The following is an 18,954-nucleotide window of genomic DNA, read 5'->3' as shown; positions in this document are numbered from 1 at the left end:
CACCATGGACGAGGAAGAGAAGACCACGGCGGTGGACCCGGCGACCGGCCTGCGGGCCGTGCTGGCACTGCACAGGCTCGCGGAGCGCGTCGAGGCAACGCACGTGGCTGCAGCTCGCGCGGCCGGATGGTCGTGGGAGCAGATCGGGGACGCCCTCGGCGTCACCCGCCAGTCCGTGCACACCAAGTACGCGAAGGAGGAACGCCATGTTTGAGCGATTCGCAGTGGAGGCCAGGAACACCGTGGTGCGGTCGGTCGAGGTCGCCGGCCGTCGGGGCGACCGACGTCTCGGAACCGAGCACCTGCTTCTGGCCGCCCTCGACGATGACGGGATCGCGTCGGCGCTCGGCGTCGACGCCGCGGTCGCCGAGGCGGCAGCCGATGCGGCGGATCGAGAGGCGCTCGCCGAGATCGGCGTCGATGTGGCCGCCTACGGGCCGCTGGTCCACGCGGTCGGAACACCCCGGCCACGCCTCACGGCCGGCGGGAAGGCCGTGATGAAGCGCACGCTCGAGTACGCGGTCGTCGAACGGTCACGGCGGATCGAACTCCGCCACCTCGTGCTGGCCCTGCTCGAGCGGCCCGAGCCCGACCCGGCCGCCGCGCTGCTCTCCAGGCTCGGCGTCGACGCGGCCCGGGCCCGATCGGCCCTGCAGCGCGGCTGACGGCGACGGCGCCAGTCGCGGCGAGAGCGGCACTTCAGCCCTCCTCGGTTCCACATCCCCTCGCCCCCCACTCGCTCGCGAAGCGAGCGGTGGGGCGGCTCTGCCGAAGTCCGGGGTTCGGTGGGCATCCTTGGGCGGGACTTCGGCAGAGCCGCCCCGCCGCGACCCGCCCCACAACGACCTCGCCAGAAGAACCTCAGGGCGGGATCAGATGTGGCCGGCCTTCTCCATCTGGCGCAACTCGCGCTTCAGGTCGGAGAGCTCATCGCGCAGTCGCCCCGCGAGTTCGAACTTGAGCTCGCCGGCAGCCTCGAGCATCTGCGAGTTGAGGTCGGCGATGAGGTCTTCGAGCTGATTCGCCCCGGATGCCGCGATGCCCTCGCGGCGCAGGTTGGGCGTCGGAGCCTTCTTGCGGGCATCGCGCCCGCGAAGCAGCTCGGCGGTATCGGCCTCCTCGCGCTGCAGCACATCGGTGATGTCGGCGATGCGCTTGCGAAGCGGCGTCGGATCGATGCCATTGAGGGTGTTGTACTCGACCTGCTTCTCGCGGCGACGCGTGGTCTCCTCGATGGCCTTGGCCATCGAGTCCGTCATCACGTCGGCGTACATGTGCACCTCGCCGGACACGTTGCGCGCGGCGCGGCCGATCGTCTGGATGAGAGACGTCGATGAACGGAGGAAGCCCTCCTTGTCGGCATCGAGGATGGCGACCAACGAGACTTCGGGCAGGTCGAGGCCCTCGCGCAGCAGGTTGATGCCGACGAGCACGTCGTAGACGCCGGCCCGGAGTTCGGTGAGAAGCTCCACCCGGCGCAGGGTGTCGACATCCGAATGCAGGTAACGCACTCGGACCCCGGCCTCGGTGAGGAAGTCGGTGAGCTCCTCGGCCATCTTCTTGGTCAGAGTCGTGACCAGGATGCGTTCGTCCTTCGCAGCGCGCAGCCTGATCTCCTCGAGCAGGTCGTCGATCTGGCCCTTCGAGGGCTTCACCACGATCTGCGGGTCGATCAGTCCGGTCGGACGGATGATCTGCTCGACGATGCCGTCGGCGATTCCCATCTCGTAGCGTCCGGGGGTGGCCGAGAGGTACACGGTCTGGCCGACGCGCTCCTTGAACTCGTTCCACTTGAGGGGGCGGTTGTCGAGCGCGCTCGGCAGCCTGAAGCCGTGCTCCACGAGGGTGCGCTTGCGGGAGGAGTCGCCCTCGTACATGGCCCCGATCTGTGGAACCGTCACGTGCGACTCGTCGATGACGACCAGGAAGTCATCGGGGAAGTAGTCGAGCAGGCAGTGCGGCGCCTCCCCCGGCGCCCGGGCGTCGATGTGGCGCGAGTAGTTCTCGATGCCGGAGCAGAATCCGATCTGCTCCATCATCTCGAGGTCGAAGGAGGTGCGCATGCGCAGGCGCTGTGCCTCGAGCAGCTTGCCCTCGCGTTCGAGTTCGATCAGGCGTTCGTGAAGCTCGGTCTGAATGGTGCCGATGGCGCGCTGCATCACATCGGTCGAGGCCACGTAGTGCGATCCGGGGAAGACGGCGACGGCGTCGAGCTTGCGCACGACGTCGCCGGTGAGCGGATGCAGGCTGTAGAGCGCCTCGATCTCGTCACCGAACATCTCGATGCGGATGGCCAGTTCCTCGTACATCGGGATGATCTCGATGGTGTCGCCTCGAACGCGGAAGTTGCCGCGGGAGAAGTCGACGTCGTTGCGCTGGTACTGCATCGAGACGAACTTGCGGATGAGCCAGTCGCGGTCGACCCTCTGGCCGACCTGCAGCGCCATCATGGCGTTCATGTACTCGTCGGGCGTGCCGAGGCCGTAGATGCAGGAGACCGTGGACACCACGATGACATCGCGGCGACTGAGCAGCGAGTTGGTCGTGGAGTGCCGCAACCGCTCCACCTCGGCGTTGACCGACGAGTCCTTCTCGATGAACGTGTCCGTCTGCGGCACGTAGGCCTCTGGTTGGTAGTAGTCGTAGTAGGAGACGAAGTACTCGACGGCGTTGTTGGGCATGAGCTCGCGGAACTCGTTCGCGAGCTGCGCGGCCAGCGTCTTGTTGTGGGCCAGCACGAGCGTGGGCCGCTGCACCTGCTCGATGAGCCAGGCCGTGGTCGCCGACTTGCCGGTACCGGTGGCACCGAGCAGCACGACGTCGGTCTCGCCGGCGTTGATGCGCCCGGCGAGCTCGGCGATGGCCGTCGGCTGGTCACCGCTCGGGGTGTACTCGCTGATGACCTCGAAAGGGCGCACGGAACGTGTCGGTTGCATCCTTCGAGTCTAGGTTCGACCACCGACACACTCCCCCGGCGCTGTGCGCTGGCGGCGGACAGGGTCGATGTCACGGTGGCGCTGCACGCTCGCCATCCGGGCTGCGATTCAGCTGCGAGCGGCCAGCTCCTCGCGCACGCGCGCCCAGAGCGCATCCGTCTGACTCACGGTGTGCCCCATCGTGCCGTCGGTGTCGACCACGACATCGGCGATCGCGAGCCTCTGGGTGTCGGAGGCCTGAGCGTCGATGCGCGCCTGCGCGTGCTCTTCGGAGAGGCCGCGGAGCTCGACCAGCCTGTCGGCACGGGTCTGCTTCGTGGCGTGGGCCACGACGATGAGGTCGAACGGATGATCCACCTCGGCCTCGACGAGCAGCGGCACGTCGTACACCACCACGGCCCGGGGGTTCGCGGCCTCGGCGGCGGCGAACAGCCGGGAGGACAGCGCGCGCACCTGGGGGTGGACGATGGCGTTGAGCCGCTCGAGGGCCGCGGCATCCGAGAACACCAGTTCGCCCAGAGCGGCTCGATCGAGGGTGCCGTCAGCGGCGAGCACCCCGTCGCCGAACGCCTCGCGGATCTGCGCGAGACCCTCGGTACCGGGCGCCACGACCTTGCGGGCCAGCTGGTCGGCGTCGATGTGCACGGCGCCGTGCTCGACGAGTCGCCGCGCGATGGTGGATTTCCCCGAGGCGATGCCGCCAGTCAGACCGATGAGATACACATCCGTGATCCTACTCGGCGGCCTCGCTCAGCACCCGGGAACCCACGGTTCCGCGATCCAGGCCTCGGTGACGTACGGAAGCAGGATCTCGGCTGCCCGCGTCTCGGGATGCGCGTCGAGAACGTGCTCGATGCGCCGCAGCATCGCGGCGCGCTCCTCATCCGTCGCGGTGAGGTAGTAGCTGCGGGTCGTCGCCAGGTCGATCAGACCGCGGCGGGTGGTGCGCGTGGTCCAGCGCTCCTCCCGCTTGGCCGCCAGCTCGAGTCCGGCGCCGAGGGTGGGGTGGTAGGCCGTGGCCTCGTGGAGTCCGCGGTGCATCGCCGCCGACAGTGCGTCCACCCACGGGATCGCATCGTCGCGCGTGTTCCAGATGAGTGCCAGGCGGCCGCCGGGGCGGAGAACCCGGAGCACTTCGCGCGAGGCGGCCTCGGGATCCACCCAGTGCCAGGCCTGGGCGACGGTGACGACGTCGACGGCGGCGTCGGGCAACGGAATCGCCTCGGCCGACCCGACGAGAGTGCGCACCTGCGGCATCCGCTCGCTCAGCACCCCCAGCATCTCGGGCGAGGGATCGACTGCAGTGACGGATGCACCGAGGGCGACGAGGCGCTCGGTGAGCTTGCCCGTTCCGGCGCCGAGATCGAGGACCCGAAGCTTCTCGGGCTCGTCGCCGAGCAGCCAGCGGACGGTCTCGAGGGGGTACGAGGGCCTGTGGGCGTCGTACCCGCCGGCGTTCTCGCCGAAGGATGCGGCGTGCCTCGCGTCCCGTGGGTCGGAGCCTGGTGCCGGCGTCATCCCTTCAGACTAGACACAGCTCGAGACAACGAGGGTCTGCCCGGCCTTCACCGTGGCATTCGAATTCGCGTTGGTTCCGTGTCCCTTGTAGAGATAGCCGGTGTTCTCGACCGACCAGGATCCCTGCCAGGACCAGTTCGAGACCTTCTTGTCGAGGAGCGCAGCCTTCACGGCGGGGTCGAGCCCGGTGGCCGAGTTCAGGATCTGCTGCCAGTCGTAGGCGATCTCGAAACCGACGTAGAAGGTGGAGTAGCCGGTCACCGTCGTCTGCACGCACGCGTTGTACTGCGTGGCACCGGATGCGAGCACGGACTGGGTGCTGTAGGTCGTCGGCCCCGCGGCGACGACGCTGCTGGCGTTCCCGCTCCACCGGCAGAACTTGATCGTGGTGCTCTGGCCGGCGACGATCGGCGTGTTGTGGTTGACGGCGTCGTACGCGGGCCCCGCCCAGGACTGCTGGACGCCGCCGTAGTAGAGGATGCCGTTGGCGTCAGGGCCCGAGATCTTGACCGCGTTCGTGACCTGGCTCGGCTCCGCACCGTTGAACGGGATCGCTTTCGTGTCGACCCTGAGGCGCCATTCGATCGGCGACGTCGACGTCGTCGTCACGGTGGAGTTGACACAGAAACTCGTGGGCGTCTGTTCGTAGAAGTCGACCGTCGTGAGGCCGGTCTGCGGCGTGCCCGACGAGATGCCTCCACTCGAGGGCGCGGGGTCGGGTGCAGCGGGTGCCCAGCTGCCAGCGGACACCGTCGCGGCGACCGACGCAGCGCCATTCCACGCTGCGTACGTGGTTCCCCACGCCCCGGGAATCGCGATGCTCGCCACCAGGACTGCAGCAACGGCCACAGCGGCTGCGATGATCCAGCGTTTCACGGGCGCATCTCTCGGGTCACATGGGCGACGTCCACGAGGCCGCCGGATAGGGTCGTGCCACGCTAACATCCTGAGTCTCGCTCGACACGCTGCGGAGCCGCCCCAGTCCGGGCGTCAGCGGGACGCTTCGCGCACCCGGAGACGACGAAACGGCCGGGTCCCGAAGGACCCGGCCGCTCAATCCGTCAGACGGACTTAGTTGTTGCTCGAGAGCTTCTCGCGAAGCGCGGCGAGCGACTCGTCGTCAGCGAGCGTACCGGCGGAAGCCGACTCGCTCGAGAACGAGGAACCTGCAGCGGCAGGAGCCGCGGCGATCTCGTCGTTGGCCGTGGCGACCTGCTTCTTGTGAGCCTCCCAGCGAGCCTGGGCAGCTGCGTACTCCTGCTCCCACTTCTCGCGCTGGGTCTCGAAGCCCTCGCGCCAGTCGTTGGTCTCCGGGTCGAAGCCCTCGGGGTACTTGTAGTTGCCCTCGTCGTCGTACTCGGTGAGCATTCCGTAGAGCGCCGGGTCGAACTCGGTGCCCTCGGGGTCGACACCCTCGTTGGCCTGCTTGAGGCTCAGCGAGATGCGGCGACGCTCGAGGTCGATGTCGATGACCTTGACGAAGACCTCTTCGCCGACGGACACGACCTGCTCGGCGAGCTCGACGTGCTTGCCCGACAGCTCGGAGATGTGCACGAGGCCCTCGATGCCGTCGGCGACGCGAACGAACGCACCGAACGGAACGAGCTTGGTGACCTTACCCGGAGCGACCTGACCGATCGCGTGGGTACGGGCGAACACCTGCCACGGGTCCTCCTGGGTGGCCTTGAGCGAGAGCGACACGCGCTCGCGCTCGAGGTCGACCTCGAGGATCTCGACGGTGACTTCCTGACCGACCTCGACGACCTCGCTGGCGTGCTCGATGTGCTTCCAGCTGAGCTCGGAGACGTGGACGAGACCGTCGACGCCGCCGAGGTCGACGAACGCACCGAAGTTGACGATCGACGAGACGACGCCCTTGCGGACCTGGCCCTTGTGGAGGTTGTTCAGGAAGGTGGTGCGGCTCTCGGACTGCGTCTGCTCGAGCAGGGCACGGCGCGACAGGACCACGTTGTTGCGGTTCTTGTCGAGCTCGAGGATCTTGGCCTCGATCTCCTGGCCGAGGTACGGCGTGAGGTCGCGCACGCGGCGAAGCTCGATGAGCGATGCCGGGAGGAATCCACGGAGTCCGATGTCGACGATGAGTCCACCCTTGACGACCTCGATGACCGAACCAGTGACGACACCGTCGGCCTCCTTGATCTTCTCGACGTCGCCCCACGCACGCTCGTACTGAGCACGCTTCTTCGACAGGATGAGCCGGCCTTCCTTGTCCTCCTTCTGGAGAACGAGGGCCTCGACGGTGTCGCCGACGTTGACGACCTCTGAGGGGTCGACATCGTGCTTGATGGAAAGCTCGCGCGAGGGGATGACACCCTCGGTCTTGTACCCGACGTCGAGGAGGACCTCGTCGCGGTCGATCTTCACGACGGTGCCCTCGATGAGGTCTCCATCATTGAAGAACTTCAGTGTCTTCTCGACCGCGGCAAGAAAGTCTTCGGCGGAGCCGATGTCGTTGATAGCGACCTGCTTGGTTGCCTTCTCGGTCGTTGCGGTTGTCATGTAGTAGTTGCTCCAGTACGGACAGGATCAGGCCGCTCGCAGGATGTTGCTTCAGAGTTGGTTCCGCGAGAGGCGTGCGGATAGATGTCACAAATGTGACATTCCAGACTACCTGTTTCGCGGGGTCGATCGCAAACCACCTGAGCGCTCCCTGGACATCAAGTCACTGCTTGCCGGATGCGGCATCACGCGGGAGCAGGATGTCGCGCAGGGCCGGCTCGAGCTCGGGGTACGCGAAGGTGTAGCCGGCCCTGGTCAGACGCTCCGGCACGACCCACCGGCTCTTCAACACCAGTTCCGTCTCGGTGCGGATGACGGCGGAACCGACCTCGAGCATCCACCTGTACGCGGGCAGGGCGACCCTGACGCCGATCACGCGGCGCAGCGTCTTCATGAAGGTGCGATTGTCGGAGGGATGTGGTGCGCTGACGTTCACGACCCCGTCGATCTCCGGGTGTTCGACCAGGAAGTCGATCGCGCCTGCGACGTCGGCGATGTGGATCCAGCTGAACTTCTGCGCGCCCCCGCGTGCGCGGAACTCATGCTGCGTGCCGTTCGCCCGCCGGGCACGCGTCGAGAACCAGCGACCGTCGACCTGTGGTCCGCCGAGACCGAAGCGCGCCAGACGGATGAGCGGCGGCATCACGCTGCCGTCGCCCAGCACTATCGCCATGCGGAGCGCGACCCGGCGGGTCGCCGGCAGCTCCTCGGCGAACAACTCGGCCTCCCATGCCTTCGCCACGGAGACCGAGAAGCCCGAACCGAGCTCGCCCGTGCTCTCGGTCATCGGGCGGTCCTCGGCGTGCCGGTAGATCGTCGCTGTCGAGGAGTTCACCCAGAGCGCCGGCGGTGAGCTGCATGCGGCGACGGCCCGGCGCAGTTCGGCCGTGGTCTCGAGCCTGGACCTGAGGATCTCGGCCCGGTTCGCATCCGTGTACCTGCAGTTGACGCTCTTGCCCGCCAGGTTGATCAACAGCGCGGAGCCGTCGAGCAGAGCCGAGATGGCGGCGGTGTCGCCCCAGCGTGCGTCGGCACCGGACCGCCCGATCGTGCGGACCACCCACCCGGCAGCCTCATAGCGCGCTATGAGGAACCGGCCTATGAAGCCGGATGCCCCCGCGATGACGACAGTCGTGCTCATCTCTCCCCCTCGTCGGAGTCCTTCAGGATGCCGTATCGGAACGAGCCCGAGTACTCGTACACCCGCCCGATGACAGGCAGGTCGATCGTCACCGCGACCCGTTGCCGCTCACTGGCGTCGTCGAAGCTCTCGACCAGTCGGACGCTGGGAGCGATGCATCGCGGCAGCTCGATCCGCAGGCCGGCCAGCCGCACGCCCACCCGCGTCGACTGCAGGACGAGGGCGCCGTCGCTGACGTCGACATCGAAAGCCGCTCGCACCGGTCCTCCCAGCCGCCCGCCGCCGAGTTCATCGACGATACCGATCGGGGTGAAGGCGACCCGATCGACCATGGTGCGAGCGCACTCTGCGAGCTCGAAGGTGCGCCGGGCGGTGATGGCGCCTGTCGCTGTGGCACGGTTCTCGACCGTGAACGCGACGTCACGCTCCCAGACCGGGAACACGACGCCGGAGCGGCCCAGCAGTGCGAGCACCGGCCATGTCCAACGGCGCGGGGTGCCGACGACGTCGAACACGCCGGCGCCCCGACCGACGCGACCGACCGGCACGGCCGCGAAGTACGCCCGGAGCCGCGGGTGAAGCGACTCGACCGCATCGCCGAGCGCGCGCTCGTACGGGGAGAGCGGATGGCCCACGCTCAGCCGAGCAGGCTGGAGCGCAGGGTGTCGAGGCCGACGCCGCCGAGGTCGAGCGCACGGCGGTGGAACTCCTTGATGGAGAATGCCGAGCCCTCGCGCGCCGCTGCGTCGTCACGCAGCTGCTCCCAGATGCGCTGGCCCACCTTGTAGGACGGCGCCTGGCCCGGCCAACCGAGGTAGCGGTTGACCTCGAAGCGGATGAACTCGTCACTCATGTTGACGTTGGCGCGCATGAACTCGAGGGCGTACTCGGCCGTCCACACGCCCTGACCGTCGGGGCGCTGCTTCTCGAGGTGCACGCCGATGTCGAGCACGACGCGCGCGGCCCGCATCCGCTGGCCGTCGAGCATGCCCAGACGGTCGGCCGGGTCGTCGAGGTAGCCGAGCTGCTCCATGAGGCGTTCGGCGTAGAGCGCCCACCCCTCGGCGTGGCCCGAGGTGCCGGCGAGCTGGCGGCGCCAGGTGTTGAGCTTGGCGCGGTTGTACACGGCCTGGCCGATCTGCAGGTGATGGCCGGGCACACCCTCGTGGTACACGGTGGTGAGCTCGCGCCAGGTGTCGAACTCGGTGACTCCGACCGGAACCGACCACCACATGCGACCGGGGCGCGAGAAGTCATCGGTGGGGCCCGTGTAGTAGATGCCGCCCTCCTGAGTGGGCGCGATCATGCACTCGAGGGTGCGGATCTCCTCGGGGATGTCGAAGTGCGTTGCCCCGAGCTCGGCCACAGCCCTGTCGCTGGTCTCCTGCATCCAGCGCTGCAGCGCCTCGGTGCCGTGCAGCTTGCGGGCGGGGTCGCCGTCCAGGAATTCGATGGCCTCGTGAACGGATGCCCCGGGCTTGATCTCGCGGGCGATCGACTCCTGCTCGGCCACCATGCGGGCCAGCTCCTCGATCCCCCACTCGTAGGTCTCGTCGAGGTCGATGGTGGCACCGAGGAAGTGCCGGGACTGGAGGGCGTAGATGTCACGTCCGACGGCGTCGCGATCCGTGGCCGCCGGCTCGAGCTCGTTGGCGAGGAACTCGGCCAGCTCGGCATAGGCCGTCGCCGACGCGCCGGCACAGGCCGACAGCTGCTTGGCCAGCGAGGCAGGCAGGTCGCCGTCGGCGAGCTCCGCATCGGCGACGAAGGTGGAGAAGAAGCCGTCGTTCGCCGCCAGCTTGCGGGCCTGCGTCAGTACCTCTCGCACCTGGCGCTTCGCTGGCGTCACGCCCTCGCGGATGCCCTGACGAAGCGTCTCGATGTAGCCGTCGAGGGCGGCCGGAAGCGCGCCGAGGCGCTTGTCGACGATCTCCCAGTCCTCCACGGTGTCAGTCGGCATCAGGTCGAAGGCGTCGCGCAGGTCCTGCACGGGACTGGCGATCACGTTGAGGTCGCGCAGGTGCAGCCCGGCATCGTGGCTCTCGATCGCGAGGCGCAGCTCGCTCGAGAGATCGGCCTGGGTGACCTCGTCGACGTCGTCGGCCGGAGTGGCGGCCTCCAGCGCGGCGAGCACCTCGCGGCCGGCGCCCACGACGGCGTCGCGGCCGGCGGGAGACAGATCGGCGAAGCGGTCGTTGACCTCGGTTCGCCCGATGTACGTACCGAGGGTCGGCTCGAGTTCGACCAGGGTGTCGACCCAGTCCTCGGCGATGCGGTCGATGGCAGTAGGGGTGCGCAGGGAGTCAGCCGTCATTCTTCGAGCCTATGGGCTGGAGCCTCCGGCGCGCACGCGCAGGCACAGGCACGCGCAGGCACATGCGCAGGGTCGCCCAGCGCGTGCAACTGCTGCCACCACCTGCGGCGCAGGGGCCGAGGCCCGGACCCACCCGTGATCAGTGGGCCGCGGAGTCCCAGTCGTCGCCCCGGCCGACCTGTACCTCGAGCGGAACGAGCAGGTCTGCCGCACCGGCCATGCGTCGGCGCACGATCTCCTCGAGGCGGTCCCACTCCCCCTCGACGACCTCGAAGATGAGCTCGTCGTGCACCTGGAGCAGCATCCGCGAACCGAGCTCGGCTTCTGTGACGTCCTGTTCGATGCCGATCATCGCGATCTTGATGATGTCGGCGGCCGAGCCCTGGATCGGCGAGTTGAGCGCCGCACGCTCTGCGCCCTCGCGCAGCACGCGGTTCGGGCTGGCCAGTTCGGGGAAGGGTCGCCGACGGCCGAAGATCGTCTCGGTGTAGCCGTCGACCTTGGCCTGTTCGACGACCTGGCGGAGGTACGCCCGCACGGCGCCGAAACGCTCGAAGTAGTCACCCATCAGCTGCTTGGCCTGGGCGGTGTCGATGCGGAGCTGCTTCGACAGGCCGAAGGCGCTGAGCCCGTAGGCGAGGCCGTACGACATCGCCTTGACCTTGGTGCGCTGCAGGGCCGTGACGTCTTCGGGCTCCACCCCGAAGATGCGGGCGCCGACGAAACGGTGCAGGTCCTCGCCGGAGTTGAACGCCTCGATGAGCCCGGGGTCGCCGGAGAGGTGCGCCATGATGCGCATCTCGATCTGCGAGTAGTCGGCGGTGAGCAGCGTCTCGTATCCGGCGCCCGACTGGAAGGCTGCACGGATGCGACGGCCCTCCTCGGTGCGCACGGGGATGTTCTGCAGGTTGGGGTCGTTCGAGGAGATGCGTCCAGTGGCCGAGCCCACCTGCACGTAGGTGGTGTGGATGCGTCCGGTGGTGTCGATGGCCTTGTCGAGGGTCTCGACGATCTGACGGAGCTTCGTGGCATCGCGGTGCTGCAGAAGCAGGTCGAGGAACGGGTGCGGATTCGACTCCTGCAGGTCGGCCAGGGCACCGGCATCCGTCGAGTACCCGGTCTTGTTGGCGCGGGTCTTCGGCATGCCCAGCTGGTCGAACAGCACGTCCTGGAGCTGCTTGGGCGAACCCAGGTTCACCTCGCGGCCGATCTCCGCGTAGGCGGATGCCGCGAGGCCGGCGGCCTTCTCGCCGAGCTCGCCCGACAGCGCGGAGAGCTGCTCGTGGCTGACCGTGACGCCGCGCAGCTCCATGTCGACGAGAGCGAGGAGCACGGGGATCTCGATGTCGACGAGCACGCTGCGCGAGCCGTCGGAGAGCTCTCCGAGGATGACCGGGGCGACCCGCAGCGTGTACCAGGCCTGGATGGGCGGCCCGGCGACCACGGAGTCATCGGGGACGAGCTGGTTGGCATCGGCCTCGGGCATCACCTCGTGCAGGTAACGCTGCACGAGCTGCGCGAGGTTCTTCTCCTGCAGACTCGGCCGCAGCAGCCAGCCGGCGACGAGGTTGTCGGTGCGAAGGCCGCCGAAGGCGAGGTCGCTGCGCTTGAGCGCCTTCAGCTGCGGTTTCGCATCGGTGAGGATCTTGGGGGAATCGCTGGCAAGCCAGGTCTCGAACGGCAGGTAGTCGGCACGGCCGGCCTGCCACGGGATGTCGAGCACCTCGGTGGCGCTCGCGACGCCGAAGCCGATGACCTTGCCGTCGAGGGTCTCGACCGTGAGGCCGAGGCCGTCGGGGTTCGCCGCGGTGGCGTTCTCGAACCAGGCCCGCAGCTCCTCGTCGAGGAGGAGTCGCGGCTTCGGGGTGGGCGGAACGCCCGGGGCGGCCGCTGCGATCTCGGCGGCGCCCTCAGCGCCGCTGGTGGTACCGCTGCCCTCGAGCTTGTAGACCCGGTCGAGCAGGGTGCGGAACTCGAGACGACCGAAGATCTCGCGCACGGCCTCCTCGTTCATCTTCTGGCGGGTGAGGTCGTTCGGGCCGACAGGCAGCTCGACGTCGTCGACGAGCCGGTTGAGACGGCGGTTGCGCACGGCGTTCTCGCGGTTGTCGCGCAGGTTCTGGCCGACGACGCCCTTGATGTCATCGGCGTTGTCGAGGATTCCCTGCAGGGAGCCGTAGAGGCCGAGCCACTTGACGGCCGTCTTCTCGCCGACCTTGGGGATGCCGGGAAGGTTGTCGCTCGTCTCGCCGACGAGGGCGGCGACCTCCGGATACTGTTCCGGCCTGATGCCGTAGCGCTCCTCGACCGCTGCCGGGTCGTAGCGCTTGAGCTGCGAGACCCCCTGCGAGTTCGGGTACAGCAGCGTCACGTCGTCGTTCACGAGCTGGATGGTGTCACGGTCACCGGACACCAGCAGCACGCGGAAGCCCTCCTCGACGCCCCGCTTCGCGAAGGTGGCGAGGATGTCGTCGGCCTCGTAGTCCTCCTTCTCGACGGTGACGATGTTCATGGCGGCGAGGGCATCCTGCAGGAGCGGGATCTGACCGATGAACTCCGGCGGAGTCTCGCCGCGCGTTCCCTTGTACTCGGCGTACTCCCGCGTGCGGAACGAGACGCGCGAGATGTCGAACGCCACGGCGATGTGCGTGGGCTTCTCATTCTGGAGGAGCAGGAGCAGCATCGACAGGAAGCCGTGGATGGCGTTCGTGTGCTGCCCGTCACGGGTGCGGAAGCTGTCGACGGGGAGGGCGTAGAAGGCCCGGAAGGCCAGCGAGTGGCCGTCGATGACGAGGAGGGTAGGCTTTTCGGCGTCTGACACGACCCCAGACTACAAGCCGCATCCGACACGCTCCGGCACGCTCCGGCAGCGACGGATGCCTCGACCGACAGGCGACGATGAGCGACGAGACCACCGACCGGATCGACTGGGTTCAGGCCCGTGGCATGGGAGCTCTCGCGGAGAAGATGGGGATCGAGTTCACCGAGTTCAGCGTCGAGCGAGCGGTGGCACGGATGCCGGTCGAGGGCAACACGCAGCCCGCGATGCTGCTGCACGGCGGTGCCTATGTCGTACTCGGCGAGTCGCTCGGATCGATGGCCGCGAACCTCTTCGCCGGCGAGGGCAAGCTCGCCGTCGGCATCGAGATCAACGCGACGCACACGCGCTCGGCCACCAGCGGCTGGGTGACCGGGGTCTGCACGCCGATCCACCTCGGGCGCACGCTGACGACCCACGAGATCGCGATCACCGACGATCAGGGCCGGCGCTGCTCGACCATCAGGATCACGAACCTGATCAGAGAGCTTCCCGGTCGCTGAGCCACCGCCCGCTGAGGCCCGCGTGAAGCGCGCGGCCGAAGCGAGCTTGGTGGGAGTACTACGCCTTCTTGGGCGCCAGCTGCTCGATGATCGCCTGGGCGACGTCGTGCATGGTGAGGCGGCGGTCCATCGACGCCTTCTGGATCCAGCGGAAGGCCTCGGGCTCCGACAGGCCCATCTTCTCGTTGAGCAGGCCCTTGGCACGGTCGACGAGCTTGCGGGTCTCGAAGCGCTCGACGAGGTCTCCGACCTCGGCCTCGAGGGCGATGATCTGCGCGTAGCGGGCGAGGGCGATCTCGATCGCCGGAAGCAGGTCGTTCGGGGTGAACGGCTTGACGACGTAGGCGAGGGCTCCGGCCTCACTGGCCTGCTCGACGAGCTCCTTCTGACTGAAGGCCGTGAGCAGCACGACGGGCGCGATGTGGTTCTTGGAGAGCTGCTCGGCAGCCTGGATGCCCGTCATCTTGGGCATCTTCACGTCCATGATGACGAGGTCGGGACGCAGTTCCGTCGCCAGGGCGACCGCGGTTTCGCCGTCCCCGGCCTCTCCGACGACGTCGAAGCCGTTGTCGCGGAGGATCTCGACGATGTCGAGACGGATGAGGGACTCATCCTCTGCGACGACGACGCGCCGAGGGGGAACAGTGGAGGTATCTGCGTCAGTCACGTCGGAAAGCCTACGGTATCCTGATGCAGGCTCGTGCGCCGGTGTGGCGGAATGGCAGACGCGGAGCACTCAAAATGCTTTGTCGAGAGACGTGTGGGTTCGAGTCCCACCACCGGCACGAAACCGACTGCTCGGACCACAGGGTTCGAGCAATTCGTGTACAGGCCACCGGCACGAAACCAACTGCTCGGACCACAGGGTTCGAGCAATTCGTGTACAGGCCACCGGCACGAAACCAACTGCTCGGACCACAGGGTTCGAGCAATTCGTGTGCAGGCCACCGGCACGAAACCGACTGCTCGGACCACAGGGTTCGAGCAATTCGTGTGCAGGCCACCGGCACGAAACCGACTGCTCGGACCACGGGGTTCGAGCAATTCGTGTGCAGGCCACCGGCACGAAACCGACTGCTCGGACCACGGGGTTCGAGCAATTCGTGTGCAGGCCACCGGCACGATCGGCAACAGGCGAACGGCTCGGACCAGGACGGTCCGGGCCGTTCTGCACGTCAGAGCGTCTGCACCAGCCCGCCGTCGATGGCGTAGCCGGCACCCGTGATGTTCGCGGCGCGGTCGCTGGCGAGGAAGACGACGAGGTCGGCGACCTCCTCCGGGGTGGTGAAGCGTCGTGTGGCGGCATCCGCCACGGCCCCCTTCTGCACCTGTTCGCGGCTCAGCCCCGTCGCACCGCTCACCGAGCTGGCGATGCCGCCGTCGCCGAGCCAGAGCGCCGTCTCGACCGGTCCCGGATTGACGCCGTTGACCCTGATGCCGGCAGGCCCGACCTCCTTCGACAGCGACTTGGCGAAGTTCGCCAGCGCAGCCTTCGCCGCGGAGTAGTCGATGACGGCGGGGTCCGGCAGGTAGGCGTTCACCGAGGCGACGTTGACGATCACGCCGGAGCCGGCCGCGATCATCCCGGGGAGGACCGCCCTGGTGGCTCGCACCGCGGCCAGCAGGTTGAGGTTCAGCGACGCGACCCACTGCTCGTCGGTGACGGACAGGAAGCCGCCCGTTCGCGCCGTGGCGAGCCCGACGTTGTTGACGAGGATGTCGATCGGGCGATCGGTCGATGAGATGAGGCGTTCCGGAGCGTCGGGCTCGGACAGGTCGACCGCGACCACCTGCACCGATCCACCCGCCACGAGCTCGTCGAGCGCGGCGGACGACGATCGTGCGCCGGCGATCACCTGCACGCCCTCCGCCACGAAGGCGCGCACTATGGCCAAGCCGATGCCCTTGCTCGCTCCCGTCACGACAGCCGTGCGGCCGGTCAGTCCCAGATCCATCGCCACTCCCCCTCGTCGGTCTGCTGCTCACAGTAGGGCCGCGTCATCCGTGGTGGAATGGTTGATGCGCAATTCGCGCGGAATCGGGGCTCCCATGAACGAATCGATCGTGCTCATCACAGGAACGTCCTCCGGGATCGGCCTGGCCACTGCCGTCGCGGCGGCAGCGCAGGGTGCCACTGTCGTGGCGACGATGCGCGACACCGCCAGGTCGGGTCCGCTGCAGGATGCCGCTCGCGAGGCAGGGGTCGAGCTCGACATCCGCACACTCGACGTGACGGATGCCGCCGCCGTCGACGCTGTGATCGCCGCCGTCGTCGCCGAGCACGGCCGGCTCGACGCGCTGGTCAACAATGCCGGTGCCGGACACGTGGGCACCATCGAGCAGGACTCGCTCGACGACTATCGCGCAGCCATGGAGGTGAACTACTTCGGCGTCGTGGCCCTCACCAAGGCCGCACTCCGCCACCTGCGCGCCAGCGGCGGCAGGGTGGTGACGGTCTCGAGCGTCGGCGGCGTCGTCGGCCAGCCGTTCAACGAGGCCTACTGCGCCGCGAAGTTCGCCGTCGAGGGCTTCCTCGAGAGCCTCGCGCCGGTGGCGGCATCCGTCGGCGTCTCGGTGACCATCGTGGAGCCCGGAGCCGTGAACACCGAGTTCGCCGGGAACGCAGGCATCGGCGCCGCACTGGAGCGCGTCGCCGGCACCGCCTATGCGCCGGCCCTCGATGCCTACGTGCGGCACGCGCGCGCGACCTTCGACCCGTCGGCAGCGCAGAAGCCGGTCGACATCGCCGACGTCATCACCGAGGTGCTGCGGGCGGAAAAGCCGCCCACGCGCGTTCAGACCTCCGCAGCGGCCGAGCGCTTCGTCGGCGTCACCCTGCGCGATCTCGACGGCTCGGCCGTGCAGGGCCTCACGAGCGGCTGGATCGCAACCGACCGAGCCGAGCACGTCGCCGGCTGATCTCCGCCATGGCGACCATCGCTGCGATGACCAGGACGGTGGCGGCCACCACCACGCCGGCATCCGCGGCGGCAGCCACCGGGAACAGCAGGAACGGCAGCAGCACCCCGACGATTCCCCACCGGGCCACACGTCGCGGCGGATCACCGTACCGCAGCGCTATGGCGGCGTTTGCCGCGTAGAACAAGGCGATGCCGGCCACGATGCAGACGGTGGCTCCCCCGGGCAGGCGGTGACCGGCCTCCGCCACCGCCGTGCCGAGTCCGGCTGCGAGCATGACGATGCCGACCACGAGCACGAACGGCAGGTACATCACGGTGTCGCGGAGAGCACGGATGTCCCCGTCGCGCTGCAGTCGGCGCCATCCGTCCTCCGCGCTCCGTGCCCCGTACTGGAAGAACGCCCAGGCGAGGCCGGAGATGGCCGCGAACGCGAGGATCGCCGTGACCCCGGATGCCACCGACCAGTGCTCGTCGATCTCGGCGATGATCGACAGGATCGTCTCGCCGAACACGATGACGACGAAGAGTCCGACCCGCTCGGCGATGTGATCGATGTCGAGGGTGTCGCGCAGCCAGTCGCGCTGGCTGCCGAGGAAGGCGAGCAGGAGCACCTCGATTCCGATTGCGACACCCCAGAGAACGAACTGCGCCGGCTGCGGAACCACGATCGACGCCGCCCAGATGACCGCCGTCAGGCCGTTGTAGGTGAGCGAGCGATACCAGGGCACCCCGGCCCGTCGCCCCTCCATCCACCAGGGGATGAGGATCACCAGACGGATGACGGCGTTGCCGGCCGCATAGGCCCAGGCACGCTCACCGAGCCCCTCGGAGACCGCCGCTGCCATGACCCCCACGGAGAGCATGACCACGCTGACCATGACCCAGATCCTGGGCGTGACGACGGCCCCGAAGAGGTTCATCGTGATGGTGACATTCATCCAGACCCACCACGCCGGGAAGAAGAGCACGACGAAGGTCGCGAAATCGAGCGCGGACGGTTCCCCGTGCAGACTGTGGGCCAGGACGCCGACGAAGGCGACCATCACGAGGTCGAGGAACAGCTCCAGCCACTGCGCGTGCCGTGGGGTTCGCACGAGACCCTCTGGCACTGCCGGCTGCTGGCTCACGCCGCCCAGACTAGAGGTACATTGCTAGAGCCGACAGAGCTGAATGAGCCGACGGAGCAGGAACGGGAGTCGCATACCCGTCAGAGATCGGGAGCATCCGTGACACAGCACGACACCCGCGGCATCGACCCCGACGTCGAGCCGTCAGGTCCGCAGGACCTGCGCCGCGAGACCTGGCGCTACATCATGAAGCGCACCACCCGGGAGTTCGGCTTCGACGACCTGCCCGACGCCGCTGCAGCGCTCACCTACTACGGCGTGCTGTCCATCTTCCCGGCGCTCATCGCCGTCGTCGCCGGATTCGTGGTGTTCGGCGACGGCGACGGCTCGATCACCTCGGTGCTCGGCATCCTCAAGGACGCGTTCCCCGGCACCGACCTGGGCGAGATCGAGGACGCGCTCGCCCAGCTCGCCGATTCCTCGGGCTGGTTCGCGCTCGTCTTCGGCGTCGTCCTGACGATCTGGACCGTCTCGCGCTATGTCGGCGCCTTCAGCCGCGCCATGAACCGCATCTACGAGGTCGATGAGGGACGCGGTTTCACCATCCTGAAGCCGCAGCAGCTCCTCATCAGCGTCGTCTTCGCCGTGCTCCTGGGCGTGATGGGCTGCATGCTCATAGTCTCGGGACCCGTGGCGGATGCCGTCGGGACGGCGCTCGGCATCGGCGAGCCGTGGCTCGGCCTGTGGTCGATCCTCAAGTGGCCGATCCTCGTCCTGCTCGCGATCGTGGTGATCGGGCTGCTCTACTACTCGACGCCGAACGTGCACCAGCGCCGATTCCGTTGGCTCAGCATGGGGGCGCTGCTCGCGTTGACGACGATGGTGGTGTCGTCGGCGCTGTTCTTCATTTACATCCTGAACTTCTCCAACTACGGCCGCATCTACGGATCACTCGCGGGCGCGCTGATCTTCTTCATCTGGCTCTGGATCGCCAACCTCGCGCTCCTGTTCGGTGCCGAGTTCGACTCCGAGGTCGAACGCGGTCGCCAACTGCAGTCGGGCATCGCCGCCGAGGAGAACCTGCGGATGCCGCCCCGCACGACGGCCCTCGCCGAGAAGCGGGCGGCCAGGGCCGAGGCCGACGTGGCCGAGGGTCGCGGCATCCGCTACGACAGCGCGCCCCGAGCCCCGAAGGGCGTCGACCCGCGCGACTGAC

17 protein-coding genes and 1 tRNA gene are annotated in these 18,954 nt (G+C 68.0%); 6 read left to right on the top strand and 12 right to left on the bottom strand.

Annotated elements, in window-relative coordinates:
• Nucleotides 1-4 precede the first annotated feature (4 nt).
• Together ASF30_RS08655 and ASF30_RS08650 are read left to right on the top strand one after the other, a co-directional pair.
• Nucleotides 5-214 carry a hypothetical protein gene (locus tag ASF30_RS08655; RefSeq protein ID WP_055904599.1) on the top strand — a complete coding sequence of 70 codons (210 nt, stop codon included), beginning with the start codon at nt 5-7 and terminating at the stop codon, nt 212-214.
• Nucleotides 207-665 carry a Clp protease N-terminal domain-containing protein gene (locus ASF30_RS08650; RefSeq protein WP_055904596.1) on the top strand — a complete coding sequence of 153 codons (459 nt, stop codon included), beginning with the start codon at nt 207-209 and terminating at the stop codon, nt 663-665. Before ASF30_RS08655 ends, ASF30_RS08650 begins: the two co-directional genes overlap by 8 nt.
• Before the next feature lie 207 nt (nt 666-872).
• Here ASF30_RS08650 and uvrB read toward each other — a convergent pair whose 3' ends face one another.
• The 9 genes from uvrB to polA all read right to left on the bottom strand — a co-directional run bounded on the left by uvrB (nt 873) and on the right by polA (nt 13,250).
• The gene (gene uvrB / locus ASF30_RS08645; RefSeq protein ID WP_055904593.1) at nt 873-2,936 is read right to left on the bottom strand and encodes an excinuclease ABC subunit UvrB; all 2,064 of its coding nucleotides are present in this window, start codon (nt 2,934-2,936) and stop codon (nt 873-875) included.
• 108 nt (nt 2,937-3,044) lie between these two features.
• The gene (coaE, locus tag ASF30_RS08640; protein WP_055904590.1) at nt 3,045-3,659 is read right to left on the bottom strand and encodes a dephospho-CoA kinase; all 615 of its coding nucleotides are present in this window, start codon (nt 3,657-3,659) and stop codon (nt 3,045-3,047) included.
• Between the two features lie 27 nt (nt 3,660-3,686).
• Nucleotides 3,687-4,454 carry a class I SAM-dependent methyltransferase gene (locus ASF30_RS08635; protein ID WP_055904587.1) on the bottom strand — a complete coding sequence of 256 codons (768 nt, stop codon included), beginning with the start codon at nt 4,452-4,454 and terminating at the stop codon, nt 3,687-3,689.
• Nucleotides 4,455-4,463: 9 nt separating this feature from the next.
• Nucleotides 4,464-5,330: a hypothetical protein gene (locus tag ASF30_RS08630; RefSeq protein ID WP_055904584.1), complete on the bottom strand. Its 867-nt coding sequence runs from the start codon at nt 5,328-5,330 to the stop codon at nt 4,464-4,466.
• Nucleotides 5,331-5,525: 195 nt separating this feature from the next.
• Nucleotides 5,526-6,974, bottom strand: coding sequence for a 30S ribosomal protein S1 (rpsA, locus tag ASF30_RS08625; RefSeq protein ID WP_055904581.1), 1,449 nt, complete (start codon nt 6,972-6,974; stop codon nt 5,526-5,528).
• 163 nt (nt 6,975-7,137) lie between these two features.
• The gene (locus ASF30_RS08620) at nt 7,138-8,115 is read right to left on the bottom strand and encodes an epimerase (RefSeq protein WP_055904578.1); all 978 of its coding nucleotides are present in this window, start codon (nt 8,113-8,115) and stop codon (nt 7,138-7,140) included.
• A complete protein-coding gene (locus tag ASF30_RS08615) occupies nt 8,112-8,750 on the bottom strand; it encodes a DUF4166 domain-containing protein (RefSeq protein WP_055904575.1) in 639 nt (212 codons plus the stop codon). The genes ASF30_RS08620 and ASF30_RS08615 overlap by 4 nt, the downstream gene beginning before the upstream one ends.
• A 2-nt stretch (nt 8,751-8,752) precedes the next feature.
• Complete coding sequence (locus ASF30_RS08610) at nt 8,753-10,429, bottom strand: DUF885 domain-containing protein (RefSeq protein ID WP_055904572.1); 1,677 nt, start codon at nt 10,427-10,429, stop codon at nt 8,753-8,755.
• Between the two features lie 139 nt (nt 10,430-10,568).
• Nucleotides 10,569-13,250, bottom strand: a complete 2,682-nt coding sequence (gene polA, locus ASF30_RS08605) for a DNA polymerase I (RefSeq protein WP_055904569.1) — start codon at nt 13,248-13,250, stop codon at nt 10,569-10,571.
• Nucleotides 13,251-13,327: 77 nt separating this feature from the next.
• Between polA and ASF30_RS08600 the strand changes: the two genes are divergently transcribed.
• Nucleotides 13,328-13,750, top strand: a complete 423-nt coding sequence (locus tag ASF30_RS08600) for a hotdog fold thioesterase (RefSeq protein WP_055904566.1) — start codon at nt 13,328-13,330, stop codon at nt 13,748-13,750.
• A 58-nt stretch (nt 13,751-13,808) separates the two neighbouring features.
• Here ASF30_RS08600 and ASF30_RS08595 read toward each other — a convergent pair whose 3' ends face one another.
• The gene (locus ASF30_RS08595) at nt 13,809-14,417 is read right to left on the bottom strand and encodes an ANTAR domain-containing response regulator (RefSeq protein WP_055818249.1); all 609 of its coding nucleotides are present in this window, start codon (nt 14,415-14,417) and stop codon (nt 13,809-13,811) included.
• Between the two features lie 37 nt (nt 14,418-14,454).
• Here ASF30_RS08595 and ASF30_RS08590 point away from each other — a divergent pair.
• Nucleotides 14,455-14,535, top strand: a tRNA-Leu gene (locus ASF30_RS08590).
• Between the two features lie 390 nt (nt 14,536-14,925).
• Here ASF30_RS08590 and ASF30_RS08585 read toward each other — a convergent pair.
• On the bottom strand, nt 14,926-15,705 hold the full coding sequence (locus ASF30_RS08585) for an oxidoreductase (protein WP_055904563.1): 780 nt from the start codon (nt 15,703-15,705) through the stop codon (nt 14,926-14,928).
• Nucleotides 15,706-15,799: 94 nt separating this feature from the next.
• On the opposite strand from ASF30_RS08585, the gene ASF30_RS08580 reads away from it, so the two are divergent.
• A complete protein-coding gene (locus tag ASF30_RS08580; RefSeq protein WP_055904886.1) occupies nt 15,800-16,669 on the top strand; it encodes an SDR family NAD(P)-dependent oxidoreductase in 870 nt (289 codons plus the stop codon).
• Here the strand turns inward: ASF30_RS08580 and ASF30_RS08575 are convergent.
• Entirely contained in the window at nt 16,620-17,798 is a 1,179-nt protein-coding gene (locus tag ASF30_RS08575; RefSeq protein ID WP_055904560.1) for a low temperature requirement protein A, read from the bottom strand. The two genes, ASF30_RS08580 and ASF30_RS08575, sit on opposite strands and share 50 nt — an antisense overlap.
• 99 nt (nt 17,799-17,897) lie before the next feature.
• Here ASF30_RS08575 and ASF30_RS08570 point away from each other — a divergent pair, with 99 nt between their 5' ends.
• Nucleotides 17,898-18,953 (top strand): YihY/virulence factor BrkB family protein, encoded by a 1,056-nt coding sequence (locus tag ASF30_RS08570; protein WP_055904558.1) that lies wholly within the window; start codon nt 17,898-17,900, stop codon nt 18,951-18,953.
• Nucleotide 18,954 lies beyond the last annotated feature (1 nt).

The organism is Leifsonia sp. Leaf264 (assembly GCF_001422325.1).
GTDB lineage: Bacteria > Actinomycetota > Actinomycetes > Actinomycetales > Microbacteriaceae > Orlajensenia.
This window is presented reverse-complemented; position numbering and strand designations above follow the sequence as displayed.